This is a genomic window from Pseudonocardia sp. ZF1 (genome assembly GCF_056835605.1).
The window spans coordinates 4,658,076-4,674,910 of sequence record NZ_JAJNBY010000001.1 but is presented as its reverse complement, the minus strand read 5'-3'; the positions used below and the strand labels follow the sequence as shown (position 1 = coordinate 4,674,910).

Sequence of the window (16,835 nt, the reverse complement as noted above, 5' to 3'; positions counted from 1 at the left end):
GCTCCCTTGACGGCGGACGGTGCGCGGTACTTCGGCGGCCGCTACCGCGTCGACGGCGTCCTCGGCCGCGGCGGTATGGGCCAGGTCTTCCACGGCTACGACGAACGGCTCGACCGCCGCGTCGCGATCAAGGTGCTCCGCCAGTCCCGGTCGGTGCCGAACCCGCCGACGACCCCGGAGGAAGCCGACATCGCCGAGGACCTCGACCGGGACCGCAAGCGGTTCCTGCGCGAGATCCGCACGACGGCTCGCCTCGAGCTGGCCGGCGCCCCCGCGGTCTACGACACCGGCGTCGAGCCCGGACCGGACGGCGTGCACGAGCTGTGGGTCGTGATGCAGCTGTTGCACGGTTCGACGCTGGAAGCCGTGATCGACGCCCTCGACTTCGAACACGATCCGCCGACGGTCGCGTGGGCGGCGGCCATCGGCGCCCAGCTCGCCGCGGTGCTGGCCGATGTGCACCGGGTCGACGTCGTCCACCGCGATCTCAAGCCGGCCAACGTCATGCTGGTCGACGGCGGCCTGGTCAAGCTGCTCGACTTCGGCATCGCGATCCTGCGTGGCGCCGGCGCACTGCCCCGCCTCACCCAGGTCGACCGCACCATCGGCACCCCGCCGTACATGTCGCCCGAGCAGTGCCTCGGGATCGTCGTCACCGCCGCGTCGGACGTGTACTCGCTCGGTTGCCTCCTGGTGGAGATGTTGACCGGCGACCTGCCGTTCCACGCGACCGCGGACAGGCCGCTGCGCGTGCACCATCTCCAGTCGCCCGTGCCGCAGGTTCGTGAGCGCCGCCCCGAGATCCCCGAGGAACTCGCCCGGCTCGTCGAGGCGATGCTCGCGAAGGAACCGACCGAACGCCCCACCGCGGCGGAGGTCTACACGGGACTGCTGCCGCACACGGCAGGCCCGGATGACACCGCGGGCGGCGGGGATCGGGACCCTCTCCGACCGTTCCGCAGCCCGCTGCTGTCTCCGTCGGCCGATGCGGCCGAACGCGACGAGCTGCCGCCGCTCGGCGACGCCGAGTACGAGGAACTCGTCGGCAACGCGGCGGCGCTCCTGGACGCCGACCAGCCGGACCGGGCCGTCCGCGCGCTGGACGAGGGCGTCGTCCGCAGCGTCGGCCGTCCGTATCACCACCTGCAGTTGCGGCACATGCTCGCCGGCGCACTCGTCGAAGCGGGTCGGCTGTCGCGGGCCGCCCCGCTGCTCGTCGCCGTCGCGCAGGAGTACCGCCGGTTCGAGAAGACCCCGTCGCACATCCTGGTCGATCTCGCGTTCCAGACCGGCTACGTCTACGCCGAACTCGGCCGCGCGGCGGAGGCGCTCCCGCACCTGCGGCTGGCGGTGGGGCAGGCGGACACGCTCTCCGAACCCGACGTCGTCGACGCGCGGTTCCTCATCGCCCAGCTTCTCGGTGGGCTGGGCGAACACGACCGGGCGATCGAGGAGCTCGACGAGCTGCGACCTCGTCTGGTGGCCGGTGTCGGCGGGGATGCCGCCCGGGTTCGGGCTCTGGACCGTCTGCGGGATCGCCTGCGGGAGATGAGCTGACCGCGGAAGGTCTTCGTGGTTTGCGGGCGTAGACGTTCAGTGGCGCAGATCGATCATGACGACGAGGCCGGACCTGTCGCCGCGGACCGGTGTCCGATCGATCACCGACACCACCGGAGGTCGGTTCGCGACACGATCTCCTCGAATGATCGACAGCGCGACGAGCAGAGGTGGGACGTGGCGAACGCCGACGAGTACGAGCGGGTGCTGGACAAGGGCGAGATCACCGGGATGGGCTCGCTGAACGCAGCCGAACGGCTGCTGCTCGCCCGGATGGCGCGCGAGTCCGGCTCCCGGGGCAACCGGGCCCGACGGCTGCTCGACGGGCGCTGAGCAGCGATGGCGATGGTCAAGGCACGTGTCCACGACATCACGTTCACCACCCCGCTGCCGGTGGAGGTGATCAAGCGCGCCTTCCACGAGTACGTGTCGGCACAGTCGCGCAAGGTGCTCCTGGAGCCTCTGGACCCGACCACGGACCCGTTCGAGACGGACCCGACGTTCGCCGCCGTGGCGAGCGTGACGCGGCACTTCGGCGGGTGGGCGGTGCAGATCCACATCGAGGACCGCGGCCCGGTCCGCGACGTGCTGCTACGCGTCGTCGGACACACCCCGTTCGACGTGATCATGTGGGTGAGCCTGCGTCGCGCACATCTGCGCTCCAAGGGCATCCCGATCGCGGAGGGCGCTCTCCGGCGGTTGCAGGCCGTCGAGGCGGGCTCGGCACCCGGGCGGATGTGAACGGGCCGGGATCGTGACACGAACGCGCAGTGCAGCGCTCGTCGGCGTCGTCGCCGTGCTGCTGGCCGGGTGCTCGGCGCTCGGCTGGTGGTACGTGTCCGGCGGATCGGCACCGGAGGAGACGGGATCGAGCAGCGTCGAGCTGCCCGGTGGAGTCCCCACCGAAGTCCGGCTCGCCGACGACCTCACGCTGCGGGTCCCGGCCGACGGCGTCCCCCGGGAGGGGGCGCGGCTCGACATCGCCCCGGTCACCGTCGACACACTCGGAACCCTCGTCTCACCCGCGCTGGATCTCCGTCTGTCGTCCGGGCAGCCGACCGCCCCGTGGACGCTGGTGTGGCGACCGCCGACCCCGCGCCCCGACGACGGTGTCGTCGTGCTCGTCTCCCAGCGCGCGGCCGCACCCGGGGAGATCCCGGCCGAGGACGTGATCCCGGCGGTGTGGAATGCCGACCGGACCGAAGCGGTCTTCCCGGTGGGGCACCTCAGCTGGAAGTGGCTGGAGGAGTTCACCGGCGCGACCACCGCCGCGGTCGGCAGGTTCTTCGACCAGCGCACGGACCCGCCCACCTGCGCCGGCGAGCGACCGCCGTGGGTCGACGACGTGGTCTTCCTCGACGGGGATCCGAACGCCCCGCTGCTGACCTGCGTCGGTGCCGACTCCGCCGACGCCGCGACCGCCGTCGTCAAGATCGCGAACAACCGGGGGGCGACCTTGGTGGTCCGGTCCCCGGCCGCCCCGAGCTGGGCCTACTCCGAGCGGCGGTACGGCTCCATGCAGGACATCGCCCCCGAGCTGGTCGCCGAGGTCCTCGACCGCGTCGCCGAGGGGCCGGTCGAACAGGACCGGACCTGGCTGGTGCAGCCCGGCGACCAGCTGCACCTGGGACTCACCGAAGACACCGTGCGCGGTACCGGCGACATCCCGTTCACCCTGTCCGGTTCCTACACCACGACCGGGGTGGCGTTCGGGGTGATCACGAATCTCGCGATCGAGCTGCTCGACGACGGACCCGTCGGGCTGGAGTACCTCGTCGCGATGGCGTGCCTGCCGACGTCGGATGACGACGGCCTCGCGGCGGTGCTCGCCGCCTCGGCCCGGTGCGTGCTGGAGAGCCCGGAGACGGTGCTGGCACCGTGGCGTGCGGCGGCCGGCGGTGTTCCGGAGGGCGTCCGGCGGGCCACGACCGATCTGAAGAAGTGGATGCGTCACCTGGCCGTCGTCGAGTACGCCGGGTTCGTGCTGCCGGACCTCACCACCACCCTGCTGCTCGACCGGGGAGCCCGCGAGATCAGCCTGTTCACCACGACCGAGACCGTGCCGTCGGCTGCCGGAGGGGACCTCGACGCGCTCTGGCGGGCCCGCAACGAGGCCAACGACCTCTGCCGCGGCACCCCCGGCGACGACGGCGGGTCCTGCGCCCGGCGCGACGCCCTGCAGGAGCAGCACTTCCGGGAGAGCGCGGCCGCGTTCCTGGCGGCGTGGCGGGCGCGCGACGCGGCCGCGATGCGCGCGCTGAGCGCATCGGACGCCACCGACACGTTCGGGCGTCCGCTCGTCGAGAACCTCCTGGATTCCTCCCCGGCGGAAGAGGCGTTCGACCTCCGGTACGACGTGGTGTCGTCGGGGGAGGCGGCCGGGTACATCACGACCGCCCAGGGCCCGGACCTCTACCTGACCTGGGACATCGACGTCGACCGCGGCTGGCTGGTCCAGCGCTTCGCACCGGACGTGGGATGAGCGTGTCGGGCGGGTCGGTCCTGCCACGGAGGGGTTGGCAGGATCGGCCCATGACCTCGCTCACAGTCTCCGGCGTCGACGACCACCCGATCGTCCTCACCGGGCTGCGAGCGCACCTGGAAACGGCGGGGGACGACATCGTCTGGGCCGCGGCGGCGTCGACGGTCGACGACCTGCCCGCCGGTGACCCGTCGGACGTGGTGCTGCTCGACGTCAGGCTCGCCGACGGCAGCGACGTGGCCGACAACGTCGCCCGCCTACGTGAGTGGGGCGCGGCGGTCCTGCTGTTCACCACCGAGCGACGCCCGGCGCCGATCCGCCGGGGTATCGAGGCAGGGGCGTCGGGACTGGTTCTCAAGGGCGACCCGGAGGACGTGCTGGTCGAGGCGGTCCGCTGCGCCGGCAGCGGCACGGCCTACGTCTCCAGTGAGCTCGCCCATCAGATCGTCAACGATCCGGCCGGCCGGGTCCGGCTGTCCGAGCGCCAGCTCGACGTGCTGCGGCTGATGGCGCGCGGCGTGCCGCGCCGCTCGATCGCCGAGCAGCTGTTCGTGACGCCGGGGACGCTGCAGACCTACCGCGAGCGGGCGCTGGCGGCTTACGCGGCCCGTGGGGTCGTGTTCGACGACTCCACCGAACTGCCGTGGCGTGCCTACGCGGACGGTCACCTCGACCTGGATCCGGGATGAGCTTCCGGTCGGGGGTCGAGGTCGGTCTGCAGCGTGCCTATGCGGCGCTGCTGGTGCTCTTCGCCGTCGGCTGGGCGGCGATCGCGTTCCGGGGTGCGACCGGTACCGGTCCCACCGCCGGGGCCCCCGTGTCGACGGCGGCGGCGGTCGCCTTCGTGACGACGGCGACGGTCCTGGCGGTCCGCGGCGTCCGGACCCGGCTCGGCCCGGTCGACGCCGCCGTCGTCGTGCTGGTCGCCGCGCTGGTGCAGGTCGGATACCTCCTGGAGGCGCCGCCCGGGCTGGTCGTCGGTTACCGCAGCCAGCCGGTCGTGGCCGCGATCGTCCCGTTGCTGACGTTGGCCACGCCGCGGTGGGCGGTTGCCGGGACCGGCGGTCTCGTCGTCCTGCAGGTCGCGACGAGCACTCCGACCGACGGGCTGCCCGCCGCGCTGCTGGGGGTGTGGTCGCTGGTCGTCAGCGGAGCGATCGCCGCGGTCGTGGCACCGGTGCTGCGGACCGCGGGTGCCCGGGCCGACGCCGCGGCAGAGGCCGAACGCGCCGCCCGGATCGCTGCCGACGCCGCGGCAGCCGAACGGGAGGCGGCCGCGGAGTTCGCCCGGGTCCTGCATGACGAGGTGTCCGCCGCGCTGCGGGGAGCCGCCACCAGGGGCGTGGACGGGACGCAGCGGCGCGCGGCGGCTCGCCGCGCCGCGGCGGCGCTCGACGGATCCGCGCCGACACCGTCGACCGGTCGGGAGACCGATGTCCGTTCGGCGCTCGATGGATTGGACGGTCGGACCCCGTGCCGGATCGAGCTGCCCGGTGAGCCGGTCGTCGCCCCGGTCGAGGTGGTCGCCGCCGTCCGCGGTGCGGTCCGCGAGGCACTGCGGAACGTCGACCGGCACGCCGCCGCGGACGAGGCACGGATCGAACTCGCAGACGGGCCGGGGATCCGGGTGACGGTCGTCGACGACGGCCGTGGTTTCGATCCCGGGGCGCTGGGCAGGTCGGCCGGCATCGACGAGTCGATCGTCGGGCGGATGCGGGCGGTCGGCGGGACGGCGACGCTCACGAGCGTGCCCGGACACGGGACCACGGTGTGCCTGAAGCGTCCCCCGGAGCCGGTCGGCCCGCCACCTGCTCCCGTATCCGTCGACCGGATCGCCTCCTTCGCCGCCGCCACGGGAGACGTGCGCCGGCCCCTCTACGCGCTGCTGGTCGGATACCTCGCGATGAACGCGCTGGTGGCGGCCCTGCAGCCGGACCAGGTCCCGGAGTCGCGATGGTTCCTGGCGTGGTACGCGGTGGTGTGCGCACTGGCGGCGGTGCTGGTGGTCCGGGCCGCGCGAGGCGTGGGGGCGGCCCTCTCGGCGAGCGCCGCCCTCGTCGCGGTCGCGGGAGCGGTCGCCACCGTCCTCGTGGTACCGGTGGCGGACCTGCTGACCTTCGCCTCGTGGCCGATCGGTGCGACCACGCCGCTGCTCATGGTTCTGGTGACGGTGCGGCGCTCGGGCGAGGCGCTGCTCGCTGTGGTCGCCGCGCAGGTCGGCATCGTCGCCGCGCTCGCCGTCGGACCCCTGGCCGCCGAACCGCTGGTGACGGTCGTCCTGTTCGCGATGCCGATGCTCGTCGCCCCCGCGCTGGGGACGCTGATGGCGTGGCTGATCGGGCGGACGGTCCGGCGACTCGGCCGGGCGACGATCGAGGCGAACGACCGGCGGACCCGCGTCGAGGCCGACGCGGTGGTCGACCGGGTGCGGCGCGCGGTGCGGGACCGCCGGATCGAGTCGCTGCACCGCGAGGTGCGCCCGTTCCTGACCGCGGTCGCCGCGGGGACCGAGAAGGCCGAGACCCGGAGGGACACCGCGTTGCGACTGGACGCCGCGATCCGGGACGAGCTGCACCTGCCCGAGGTGCTCGACGACGGCCTGCGCTCCGCTCTCGACGCCGCCCGCGCGGAGGGCTGCCGGGTCGTCCTGCAGCCGTCGGCCGGGCTGTGCGTCGAACCGGGTCGCGTCGCGGCGCTGCTGCGTCCCGCGCTGGCGGGCATCCCGGCGCGGGAGATCGTGCTCGGCCTGCACGACGACGGCGCGACCGTCACCGCGAGCCTCGTCGTCGTCCCCGGCCGGGAGCTGGCGGTGCCCGACGGTGCCCGCGTCACGGTGCACGACTCGACGACCGAGTACACCTGGCTGGAGGTCGTCGTGTCCGGGGAGGGTCCTCAGGAGGGCAGTTCGTAGACGGCGAACCGCTCGCGCAGGGACTTCTTGGAGAACTTGCCGACGCTGGTCTTCGGCACCTCGTCGACCAGCTCCAGTGCGTCGGGCAGCCACCACTTCGCCACCCGGTCGGTGAGGAAGTCCCGCAGCTCGTCGAGGGTCAGCGTCGCGCCCGGCTCGACGACGACGCAGGCGAGCGGCCGTTCCACCCACTGCGGGTGCGCGACGCCGATCACCGCGGCCTCGGCGACCTTCGGGTGCGCCATGATCTCGTTCTCCAGCTCGACGGTGCCGATCCACTTGCCGCCGGACTTGATCAGGTCCTTGGTGCGGTCGACCAGGCGCAACGAGCCGTACGGGTCGACGGTGGCGACGTCGCCGGTCCGCAGCCTTCCGTCGTCGGTGAACTGGGCGCCGCCGCCCTCACCGCGGTAGTACTCCTTCGCGATCCACGGCCCGGATGCCTGCACCTCACCGGTGGCGTGGTCGTCCCAGGGCATCTCCTCGCCGGTCTCGGGGTCGGCGATCCGCATCTCCACCAGCGGCATCGGCCTGCCCTGGCGGACGCGGGCGGCGGCGAGCTCGTCGTCGGAATCGTCGAGCGGTGGCTGTAGACCACGCCCTTCGGGTTCCCGGTGGTCCCGGACGTGTAGCACATCGCGGCGGCGGTGTTCTCGTCGTCGACGACGAACCGGCCCGCGTAGGGCTCGGCCGCGGCCAGGAGCTCCTTGTAGGACCGGATCCGCGGGTCGTCGGGGACCGCGACGTCGGCGCCGTCGTCGAGCACCACCACGTGCGCGACGCCGGGCAGCCGGTCGACGTGCGGCCAGAACAGCGGCAGCAGGGACCGGTCGACGAAGACGACCTCGTCGCCGGCGTGCTCGGCGACGTAGACGAGCTGGTCGGGGTGCAGCCGGATGTTGAGCGTGTGCAGCACCCGGCCGGTGCACGGGGCGGCGAGGTAGAGCTCCAGGTGCCGCGAGGTGTTCCAGCAGAACGTGCCGACCCGGCCGTCCGCGGAGACGCCCAGGGTGTCCAGGACGGTCGCGAGCCGCCGTACCCGTTCGGCCCACTGGGCCACCGTGACGACGTCCTCGGTGCCGTCCGGCCGAGCGGTCACCATCCGTTTGCGCGCGAACAGCTGCTCCGCACGGTGGAACACGTGCGGCAGGGTCAGCGGGCGGTCCTGCATCAGTCCGAGCACGTCGATCAACCTACCGGCGGGGGTGACCGCGATCACCCACCTCTCGGGCAGGTGCGGGTCGCAACGGATCTGCCGCGGACACTCCCTGTGACCGCCCGACCTCGGTACGCTCGCCGTCCATGACCGACGCGTCGCCGGACGACCCGCACTCGCCCGCGGTCTGCCTCGACGTCGGCTCCTGCTGGACCAAGGCCGTGCTGGTGCTGCCCGACGGGACCCCGGCGGGGTTCGCCGAGCACCCCACCACGCCCGACGTGCTCACCGGGGTCGACGCGGCCGTCGCCGCCGCGGCGGCCGCCGCGGGCCGGGGCAGGCGTGCGGCGCCGCGGGTGCTGGCCTGCTCCTCGGCGGGCGGGGCGCTGCGCCTGGCCGTGGTCGGGGCCGAGACGTTGATCGCCACCGAGGCCGGGCATCGGGTCTGCCGCTCCGCGGGGGCCCGGGTGGTCGGGGTGCACCCCGGACCGCTGGAGACCGACGCGGTGCTGGAGCTGTCGAGCCGCCGCCCCGGGGCGGTGCTGCTGCTCGGCGGTGCCGACGGTGCCGACCCGGCGGTGCTGCTGCACAACGCGGGCAGGCTGGCCCGCACCCGCGGGCACTGGCCGGTGCTGCTCTCGGTCGACGACGACGACGCCCGCGCCGACGCGCTCGGCCTGCTGCTGGCCGGTGGGCGGGCCGTCACGACCTGCCCCAACGTCACGCCGCAGCCGGGCCGGATCGTCGCCGGGCCCGCGCGGGACGCCGTCGCCGCGCTCTACGCCCGGCACGTCCTCGGTGCGGGCACCGGCCGGTTCGGCGCGCTGGTCCACTCCGCCACGCACGCCGCGGTCGGCGCCGGGGCCGGGGTACTGGCCCGGCTGACCGGGACCGGGGTGCTCGTCGTCGACGTCGGGTCGGCGACCACCGACGTGCACCGCGGCGGCCCCGGGCCCGGGCCGGGGGCCGCGACCGTGGAGGGCGACCTCGGGGTGCGTGACGGCGCCGTCGGCGTCCTGACGGAGGCCCAGGCCGAGGGCGTCGTCGACCCGGTGGAGGCCGACCTGCTCGGCCCGGCCGTCGCCGCGCTGCAGGAGTCGCGGGCCACCGTGCCCGCCGACCGGGGCGCGGCCGCCGAGGACCGCAGGCTGGCCGCGATCGCGGCGGTGGTCGCGCTGCGCAGGCACCTGCGCCACACCGGCGTCCTGGCCGACCCCGCGCACCCCGGGACCGGCCCGGACACCCCCGTCGACGCGGGTGAGATCGGTCTCGTCGTGCTCACCGGGGGCGTGTTCCGCCAGCGCGACGCGGCCGGGCTGGCCGCGGCGGCCCGCACGGTGCGCCACGACGCCGTCCTGGCCCCGCTGCTGGCCCGGGCGGAGGTGCGGGTCGACAGCGAGTCCGTGCTGGCCCCGGCCGGGCTGCTGGCCGCGCACGGCCGCGAGGTCGCGGCGGGCGGGCTGCTCGCCGAGCACCTGACGGGCTGATCACCCCTGAGTTGACACCCCCGCGGTGGCTCGGAACCATGGAGGTCGCGACATCGCCGGGCGCCGAGAGGCGCTGCAGCGGCCGTCACCGGCCGCCACGCTCGGGCCCGGCCGGCACGGACGAGAAAGGGCGCCTGTCTCCGACGAGGAGGGAGGACGCCGTGACCCGTGTACGCCGCTCCTCCTCCCGGCCGGACCGCACCCGTCGTGCCGACGAGTACGACTCTTACGCCTGAGGAGGCGCACCCACCCCATGACCGATCACCCGAAGCTGCAGCACGCCGGCGGCCTGGACTTCGCGATCGCCGACATCTCCGAGGCGGAGTACGGCCGCAAGGACATCCGGCTCGCCGAGAACGAGATGCCGGGCCTGATCGACCTGCGCCGTGAGTACGGGGAGTCCAAGCCGCTGACCGGCGCGCGGATCGCCGGCTCGCTGCACATGACCACCCAGACCGCGGTCCTCATCGAGACCCTCGTCGCGCTCGGCGCCGACGTCCGCTGGGTGTCCTGCAACATCTTCTCCACCCAGGACTACGCGGCCGCCGCGACCGTCGTCGGCCCGCACGGCACCGCGGAGAACCCGCAGGGCGTCCCGGTCTTCGCCTGGAAGGGCGAGTCGCTGGAGGACTACTGGTGGTGCACCGAGCAGCTGTTCAAGTTCCGTGACGCCGACGGCAACGTCGTCGGCCCGAACATGATCCTCGACGACGGCGGTGACGCCACCCTGCTCGTGCACAAGGGCGTCGAGTTCGAGAAGACCGGCGTCGTGCCGAGCTTCGAGGACGACGACCTGTCGGTCTCCGACGAGGAGCGGGTCGTGTTCGACACCCTGCGCCGCAGCCTCGCCGAGGACCCGCAGCGCTGGACGACGATCAACTCCGACATCCGCGGCGTCACCGAGGAGACCACCACCGGCGTCAACCGGCTGTACCAGCTGGCCGAGCGCGGCGAGCTGCTCTTCCCGGCGATCAACGTCAACGACTCGGTCACCAAGTCGAAGTTCGACAACAAGTACGGCATCCGCCACTCGCTGATCGACGGCCTGAACCGGGCCACCGACGTGCTGCTCGGCGGCAAGGTGGCCGTCGTGGCCGCCTACGGCGACACCGGCAAGGGCTCGGTCGAGGCGCTGGCGGGCCAGGGCGCGCGCGTCATCGTCGCCGAGGTCGACCCGATCTGCGCGCTGCAGGCGCTGCTGGAGGGCCACCAGGTCGCGACCCTGGACTCGGTCATCGAGCAGGCCGACATCATCGTCACGGCGACCGGCAACAAGGACATCCTCACGGTCGACCTGCTCAAGCGGGCCAAGCACCAGGCGATCGTCGCCAACGTCGGTCACTTCGACAACGAGATCGACATGGCGGGCCTGTCCCGCGTCGAGGGCATCAAGAAGATCAACATCAAGCCCCAGGTCGACGAGTGGATCTTCCCGGACGGCCACTCGGTCATCGTGCTGTCCGAGGGCCGCCTGATGAACCTGGGCAACGCGACCGGCCACCCGTCGTTCGTGATGTCCAACAGCTTCTCGAACCAGGTGATCGCCCAGATCGAGCTGTTCACCAAGCACGAGGAGTACAACAAGGACGTCTACCGGCTGCCGAAGCACCTGGACGAGAAGGTCGCGCGGATCCACGTGCAGGCCCTCGGTGGCGAGCTGACCAAGCTCACCAAGGACCAGGCCGAGTACATCGGCGTGGACGTCGAGGGTCCGTACAAGCCGGAGCACTACCGCTACTGAGCGAGAAGCTCGCGGATCGCGCATCGGTACCGCGTTCTCCGTTCCGACGGCGCGGTGGCCCCTTCCCGGGGCGCCGCGCCGTCGGCGTACCAGGGGGTCACCGTCGGGATGACGATCGAGATCGGGTCGGGTGACGGCTGGGTGCACTGCGCCCGGGGGCACCGGCACTGGGGTCTGTTCGGCGCGGCCGGGCTGCTCGTGCGCCACCGCGACGAAGCCGACCCGGCGGGCGTCGACCGGGTGCTGTTGCAGCACCGGGCGTCCTGGAGCCACCACGGCGGCACCTGGGGGATCCCCGGCGGTGCCCGGGACCGGGGGGAGTCCGCGGTGCGGGCGGCGCTGCGCGAGGCGGCCGAGGAGAGCACCCTCGCCGTCGCCGGGCTGGCGCCGGTGGAGGAGTTCGTCGACGACCACGGCGGCTGGAGCTACACCACGGTCGTCGTGCGGACGCCGGACGCGCCGCCGGTCCGGGTGCGCGGCGCGGAGAGCACCGAGCTGCGCTGGGTGCGCACCGACCGGCTCGGTGAGCTGGACCTGCACCCGGGCTTCGCGACGACCTGGCCCACCGTCTCGGAGCTGGGTGCCTGACCTAGGCTCGACCGCCGTGGGGGAACTGGTGGTCGTCGAGGGACTGGACGGTGCGGGCAAGCACACGTTCACCACGGAGCTCGTCGCCGGGCTGCGCGCACACGGCGCCTCGGTCACCACGACGGCCTTCCCCCGCTACGACGACGACGTGCACGCCGAGCTGGCCCGCGACGCGCTCTACGGCCGGATGGGCGACCTCGCCTCCTCGGTGCACGCGATGGCGGTGCTGTTCGCGCTCGACCGCCGGGCCGCCGCGGCCGGGCTGCGTGCGGCGCTCGCCGCACACGACGTCGTGCTCGTGGACCGCTACGTCGCCTCCAACGCCGCCTACAGCGCCGCCCGGCTCGGCCAGGACGCCGGCGGCGAGGTCGTCGGCTGGGTCCGGGCGCTGGAGGTCGACCGGTTCGGCATCCCGCTGCCCGGCCACCAGCTGCTGCTGGCACCGCCCCGGGAGGTCGCCGCGGAGCGGGCGAGGTCGCGCGCGGCCACCGAGCCCGGCCGCGCCCGCGACGCCTACGAGAGCGACGACGGCCTGCAGGCCCGCACCGACGCCGTCTACCGGGAGCTGGCGGCGCGGTCCTGGCTGAGCCGCTGGACAGTGCTCGACGACCCCGCCGCGGCACCGTCGGCCCTCGTGCCCGCCCTGCTGCACCGGTGCTGATCACGGGGCTGGGATAGTGACGTCCATGAAGTCGCGCGTACTGGTGGTCGACGACGACCCGGCCCTGGCCGAGATGCTCACCATCGTGCTGCGGGGCGAGGGCTTCGAGACAGCGGTCGTGTCCGACGGGACGCGGGCACTGCCCGCCGTTCGGGACACCCAGCCGGACGTGGTGCTGCTCGACCTGATGCTGCCCGGCATGAACGGCATCGACGTGTGCCGGGCCATCCGGGCGGAGTCCGGCGTCCCGATCGTCATGCTGACGGCCAAGAGCGACACCGTCGACGTCGTGCTCGGGCTGGAGTCCGGCGCCGACGACTACGTCGTGAAGCCGTTCAAGCCCAAGGAGCTCGTCGCGCGGATCCGGGCCCGGGTCCGCCGCAACGACGCCGAGCCCGCCGAGCAGCTGTCCATCGGCGAGATCGACATCGACGTGCCCGCGCACCAGGTCACCCGGGAGGGCCGGCCGATCGCGCTGACCCCGCTCGAGTTCGACCTGCTCGTCGCGCTGGCCCGCAAGCCGCGCCAGGTGTTCACCCGCGAGGTCCTGCTCGAGCAGGTGTGGGGCTACCGGCACGCCGCGGACACCCGTCTGGTGAACGTGCACGTGCAGCGTCTCCGGTCGAAGGTCGAGCGCGACCCGGAGCGCCCCGAGGTGGTCCTGACCGTCCGCGGGGTGGGGTACAAGGCCGGTCCTCCGTGACCGGCGCGCCGCGGGTGCACCGGCCGTGGTGACGCGGCGCCGCGGACTCCGCACCCGGCTCGCCCGGCTGCCCGGCGCCCGGCGGGTCGCCCGAGGGCTGGGCCCGCTGCGGGTGCAGGCGCACGAGCTGGGCATGCTCATCGCCGCGGCCTGGCGGCGGTCGCTGCAGCTGCGGGTGGTCACCTCGACGCTGGCGCTGTCGTCGGCGGTCGTGCTGGTGCTCGGCCTGGTGCTGCAGAGCGAGATCGCCGAACGGCTGCTGCAGAGCAAGCTCGACGCCGCGATCTCCCAGTCGGACGCGAACCGGCAGGTCCTCGAGGGGCAGCTGGCGAGCGTCGACCCGGACCGCGAGGGCGTGCAGGAGACACTGGACACCGCCCTGGAACGGCTGACCGACACCACCGGCCCCGGCCGGGCCGGGACGGCCGGGGAGTTCAGCGCCGCGCTGACCACCGGGTCGGCGAACGGGCCCGAGGTGTCCGCCGGCGACGTCGGCCAGATCACCGCGCGCCAGCAGGACATCACCGCCCGCGGGTCGCTGGACAGCCTGAACCGCCAGTACACGACCGTCGACGGCGTCCCGAACCTCGTCATCGGGCAGAAGATCGCCACCGCGGGCCGGGAGCTGCAGTTCTACCTGCTGTTCCCGCTCAACGGTGAGCAGCTGACCCTCGGGCTGGTGCAGAGCACGCTGATCGTCGGCGGGCTGGTGCTGCTGGTGCTGCTTGCCGCGATCGCCAGTCTCGTCACCCGGCAGGTGGTCCGCCCGATCCGGCACGCCGCCGACGTGGCCGAACGCTTCGCCGGGGGACACCTCGACGAGCGGATGGCCGTGCGCGGCGAGGACGAGGTCGCCCGGCTCGCCGAGTCCTACAACGAGATGGCGGGCAGCCTCGCCGCGCAGATCGCCCAGCTCGAGGAGTTCGGGGCGCTGCAGCGGCGGTTCACCTCCGACGTCAGCCACGAGCTGCGCACGCCGCTGACCACCGTGCGGATGGCCGCCGACGTCCTCTACGCCTCCCGCGACGAGCTGCTCCCGGCGCTGCGCCGCAGCTCCGAGCTGCTGGTCACCGAGCTCGACCGGTTCGAGGAGCTGCTCGCCGACCTGCTGGAGATCTCCCGCCTCGACGCCGGCGTGGCCGAGCTGGGTGCCGAACGGGTCGACCTGTCCGCGGTGGTGCGGCGGGCGACCGACGCGGTGCGCGGCATCGCCGCCGACGCCGGCACCGACCTCGTCCTGGACCTGCCGGCGGGCGAGCTGATCGAGGCCGACCCGCGCCGGGTGGAGCGCATCGTGCGCAACCTCGTCGCGAACGCGATCGACCACGGCGAGGGCCGCCCGGTGGAGGTGACGGTGGCCGGCGACGACGCCGCGGTCGCCGTCGTCGTGCGCGACCACGGCGTCGGGCTGCGGCCCGGCGAGGCGGACCTGGTGTTCAACCGGTTCTGGCGGGCCGAGGAGTCGCGGGCCCGGCGCAGCGGCGGCACCGGGCTCGGGCTGTCGATCAGCATCGAGGACGCCCGGCTGCACGGCGGCTGGCTGCAGGCCTGGGGCGAGCCGGGCAACGGCTCGGCGTTCCGGCTGACCCTGCCGCGCGAGGTGGGCGGGCACATCAGCGCCTCGCCACTGCCGCTCGGCCCGCCCGCCGCCGCGGCCGGGGACCGGCGCAACGGCAGCTCGGTGCCGACCCCGCCGCAGGGGATCGGCCGCGACCTGCGCGAGGAGGACCTGTGGCGGCTGCGCCCCGAGGAGCACGCGCCGATGCAGCCCGCCGAGCGCGCCATCATCGACCCGGGCGGCGACCGGTGACCGCCCGCCGTGCACTGGCGGCGCTGGTCGTGACGGTCGCCGCCGCCGTCGTCGCCGGGTGCGCGACGGTGCCCCAGCAGTCCGACGTGCAGGTGCTGCGCCAGGGCGAGCAGGCCGCCGAGCAGAACCTGAGCGGCCCGATCGAGGACGACGAGCCGCTCGGCCTGGTCCGCGGGTTCGTCTACCGCTCCGGCTCGCCCGACGACCGGCACGCGCAGGCCCGCCGCTACCTGTCGGCGTCGGCGTCGGGCTGGGACGACGCGGCGTCGCTGACCGTCCTGGACGAGCGGTTCGACACCGTCGTGTCCCCGGACAACGGCACCCCGGGCCCGGACCGGATGACGGTGCGGGTGCGGGGCACCCGGCTGGGCACGGTCGGGCCGAACGGGGCGTTCGAGTCCTCCCCGCAGCGGGTCGAGGTCGACGTCGGCGTCGTCCGGGAGGGCGAGCGCTGGCGGATCGACCGGCCACCGCCCGGGGTGATGGTCCGGCTGTCGGACTTCCGCTCGCACTACCGCGAGCTGCAGGCCTGGTTCGTCGACCCGGTCCGCCGGATGCTGCTGCCCGACGGGCACTACATCCGCGGCGGGCGTCCCGGTGAGCTCGCGATGGACGCCGTCGACGTGCTGTTGCGCGGGCCGTCCACCGGCCTGGCCGGGGCGGCGGTGACGATGTTCCCGGCGACCGCGCGGATCCGCTCGGCCACGACCGACCCCGCGGCGGGCACCGCGTCGATCGAGCTGACCGGGGTGTCGGGGCTGTCCCCGCAGGACCGGGAGCTGCTCGCCGCGCAGGTCGCGCAGACCCTCGGCGGTGTGGGCGTGCCGCGGGTGGAGCTGCTGGCCGACGGCGGACCGCTGGTCCCCGCCACGCCGACGGTGTCGGCCGCGGACCAGGCCGACCTCGTCGCCGGCCCCGGCCGGGCCCCCGCGTTCCCCTACGTCGTCGACGCCGGCCGGGTCCGTCAGCTCAGCGCGACCGGCGTGGCGGCACCGGTCGCCGGGCAGGCCGGGAACGGCTCGTTCGACATCACCGAGGCCGCCGCGTCCGCGCGCAGCGGGCGGATCGCCGTCGTGTCCCGGGAGTCGACGGGCACCCAGCGGCTGCTCACCGGCCCGCTGGGCGGGGAGCTCACCGCCACCCCGGTGTCCGGCGCCGACGTCCGCTCGCTGAGCTGGAACGGGGCGGGCGACGAGATCTGGGCGGTCGTGAACGGCAGGCTGCGCCGGGTCCTCGTCCCGCCGTCCGGGCCGCCGGTCGAGGGCGCGGTGGACGCGGGCCGGCTGACGCCGCTCGGCCGGATCGGGGACATCGCGCTGGCGCGTGAGGGCGGCCGGATCGCCGTCGTCGCCGACGGTGCGCTGCTCGTCGGCCCGATCGTCCCGCTCGACGACGGCGAGGTCGCCGTCGGGCCGCTGCGGCGCCTGCGCCCCGGGGAGCTCGACGACGTGGTGTCGATCGACTGGCACTCCGCGGACCGGATCGTGGTCGCGTCCGACTCGGACCGCCCCATGTCCGAGGTGAGCGCCGACGGTCTGCGGCTGGACCAGATCCCCGGCACGAACCTGACCGCGCCGCTGGGGGCGCTGGCCGCCGCCGAGGGGCGCCCGCTGTACGTGACCGACCGGACCGGCCTGTGGAGCTACTCCGGCGGCGAGTTCGACGCCTGGCAGCAGGCGGGCGGGACCGGAGCGGCCGCACAGCCGTTCTACCCCGGCTGAGCGCGTCCCGGTGGCCGG

Annotated in this window: 15 protein-coding genes; 13 read left to right on the top strand and 2 right to left on the bottom strand. The window is 74.1% G+C overall.

The window, feature by feature from the left end:
* Positions 1–6 precede the first annotated feature (6 nt).
* The 6 genes from ZF1_RS22450 to ZF1_RS22425 all read left to right on the top strand — a co-directional run bounded on the left by ZF1_RS22450 (position 7) and on the right by ZF1_RS22425 (position 6,950).
* The gene (locus ZF1_RS22450; protein WP_482638280.1) at positions 7–1,557 is read left to right on the top strand and encodes a protein kinase domain-containing protein; all 1,551 of its coding nucleotides are present in this window, start codon (positions 7–9) and stop codon (positions 1,555–1,557) included.
* Between the two features lie 177 nt (positions 1,558–1,734).
* Positions 1,735–1,890, top strand: a complete 156-nt coding sequence (locus ZF1_RS22445; RefSeq protein ID WP_482638279.1) for a hypothetical protein — start codon at positions 1,735–1,737, stop codon at positions 1,888–1,890.
* 12 nt (positions 1,891–1,902) lie between these two features.
* A complete protein-coding gene (locus ZF1_RS22440; protein ID WP_482638278.1) occupies positions 1,903–2,298 on the top strand; it encodes a hypothetical protein in 396 nt (131 codons plus the stop codon).
* A 13-nt stretch (positions 2,299–2,311) separates the two neighbouring features.
* A complete protein-coding gene (locus ZF1_RS22435; RefSeq protein WP_482638277.1) occupies positions 2,312–4,039 on the top strand; it encodes a hypothetical protein in 1,728 nt (575 codons plus the stop codon).
* A 50-nt stretch (positions 4,040–4,089) separates the two neighbouring features.
* A complete protein-coding gene (locus ZF1_RS22430; RefSeq protein WP_476652542.1) occupies positions 4,090–4,728 on the top strand; it encodes a response regulator transcription factor in 639 nt (212 codons plus the stop codon).
* Positions 4,725–6,950, top strand: coding sequence for a sensor histidine kinase (locus tag ZF1_RS22425; protein WP_482638276.1), 2,226 nt, complete (start codon positions 4,725–4,727; stop codon positions 6,948–6,950). The genes ZF1_RS22430 and ZF1_RS22425 overlap by 4 nt, the downstream gene beginning before the upstream one ends.
* On the opposite strand, the gene ZF1_RS22420 is transcribed toward ZF1_RS22425, so the two are convergent.
* Together ZF1_RS22420 and ZF1_RS22415 are read right to left on the bottom strand one after the other, a co-directional pair.
* Positions 6,932–7,276 carry an AMP-binding enzyme gene (locus ZF1_RS22420; RefSeq protein WP_482638275.1) on the bottom strand — a complete coding sequence of 115 codons (345 nt, stop codon included), beginning with the start codon at positions 7,274–7,276 and terminating at the stop codon, positions 6,932–6,934. The two genes, ZF1_RS22425 and ZF1_RS22420, sit on opposite strands and share 19 nt — an antisense overlap.
* Complete coding sequence (locus ZF1_RS22415; RefSeq protein WP_482638274.1) at positions 7,246–8,133, bottom strand: AMP-binding protein; 888 nt, start codon at positions 8,131–8,133, stop codon at positions 7,246–7,248. The genes ZF1_RS22420 and ZF1_RS22415 overlap by 31 nt, the downstream gene beginning before the upstream one ends.
* 119 nt (positions 8,134–8,252) lie before the next feature.
* On the opposite strand from ZF1_RS22415, the gene ZF1_RS22410 reads away from it, so the two are divergent.
* The 7 genes from ZF1_RS22410 to ZF1_RS22380 all read left to right on the top strand — a co-directional run bounded on the left by ZF1_RS22410 (position 8,253) and on the right by ZF1_RS22380 (position 16,817).
* Entirely contained in the window at positions 8,253–9,593 is a 1,341-nt protein-coding gene (locus ZF1_RS22410) for a glutamate mutase L (protein ID WP_482638273.1), read from the top strand.
* Positions 9,594–9,846: 253 nt separating this feature from the next.
* The gene (ahcY, locus tag ZF1_RS22405) at positions 9,847–11,334 is read left to right on the top strand and encodes an adenosylhomocysteinase (protein WP_482638272.1); all 1,488 of its coding nucleotides are present in this window, start codon (positions 9,847–9,849) and stop codon (positions 11,332–11,334) included.
* A gap of 108 nt (positions 11,335–11,442) precedes the next feature.
* A complete protein-coding gene (locus ZF1_RS22400; protein WP_482638271.1) occupies positions 11,443–11,922 on the top strand; it encodes an NUDIX hydrolase in 480 nt (159 codons plus the stop codon).
* Between the two features lie 16 nt (positions 11,923–11,938).
* The gene (locus ZF1_RS22395) at positions 11,939–12,583 is read left to right on the top strand and encodes a dTMP kinase (protein ID WP_482638270.1); all 645 of its coding nucleotides are present in this window, start codon (positions 11,939–11,941) and stop codon (positions 12,581–12,583) included.
* Positions 12,584–12,608: 25 nt separating this feature from the next.
* On the top strand, positions 12,609–13,286 hold the full coding sequence (mtrA, locus tag ZF1_RS22390) for an MtrAB system response regulator MtrA (RefSeq protein WP_020622190.1): 678 nt from the start codon (positions 12,609–12,611) through the stop codon (positions 13,284–13,286).
* Between the two features lie 133 nt (positions 13,287–13,419).
* The gene (gene mtrB, locus ZF1_RS22385) at positions 13,420–15,096 is read left to right on the top strand and encodes an MtrAB system histidine kinase MtrB (protein WP_168172252.1); all 1,677 of its coding nucleotides are present in this window, start codon (positions 13,420–13,422) and stop codon (positions 15,094–15,096) included.
* Positions 15,093–16,817 carry an LpqB family beta-propeller domain-containing protein gene (locus ZF1_RS22380; protein WP_346106780.1) on the top strand — a complete coding sequence of 575 codons (1,725 nt, stop codon included), beginning with the start codon at positions 15,093–15,095 and terminating at the stop codon, positions 16,815–16,817. The genes mtrB and ZF1_RS22380 overlap by 4 nt, the downstream gene beginning before the upstream one ends.
* Positions 16,818–16,835 lie beyond the last annotated feature (18 nt).

What these genes read in the sequence shown, in the direction of transcription:
- mtrB (WP_168172252.1), top strand. Translation starts at nt 13,420, where the DNA reads ATGCTCATCGCCGCGGCCTGGCGGCGGTCGCTGCAGCTGCGGGTGGTC.
- ZF1_RS22430 (WP_476652542.1), top strand. Translation starts at nt 4,090, where the DNA reads ATGACCTCGCTCACAGTCTCCGGCGTCGACGACCACCCGATCGTCCTC.
- mtrA (WP_020622190.1), top strand. Translation starts at nt 12,609, where the DNA reads ATGAAGTCGCGCGTACTGGTGGTCGACGACGACCCGGCCCTGGCCGAG.
- ZF1_RS22440 (WP_482638278.1), top strand. Translation starts at nt 1,903, where the DNA reads ATGGTCAAGGCACGTGTCCACGACATCACGTTCACCACCCCGCTGCCG.
- ZF1_RS22425 (WP_482638276.1), top strand. Translation starts at nt 4,725, where the DNA reads ATGAGCTTCCGGTCGGGGGTCGAGGTCGGTCTGCAGCGTGCCTATGCG.
- ZF1_RS22400 (WP_482638271.1), top strand. Translation starts at nt 11,443, where the DNA reads ATGACGATCGAGATCGGGTCGGGTGACGGCTGGGTGCACTGCGCCCGG.
- ZF1_RS22410 (WP_482638273.1), top strand. Translation starts at nt 8,253, where the DNA reads ATGACCGACGCGTCGCCGGACGACCCGCACTCGCCCGCGGTCTGCCTC.
- ahcY (WP_482638272.1), top strand. Translation starts at nt 9,847, where the DNA reads ATGACCGATCACCCGAAGCTGCAGCACGCCGGCGGCCTGGACTTCGCG.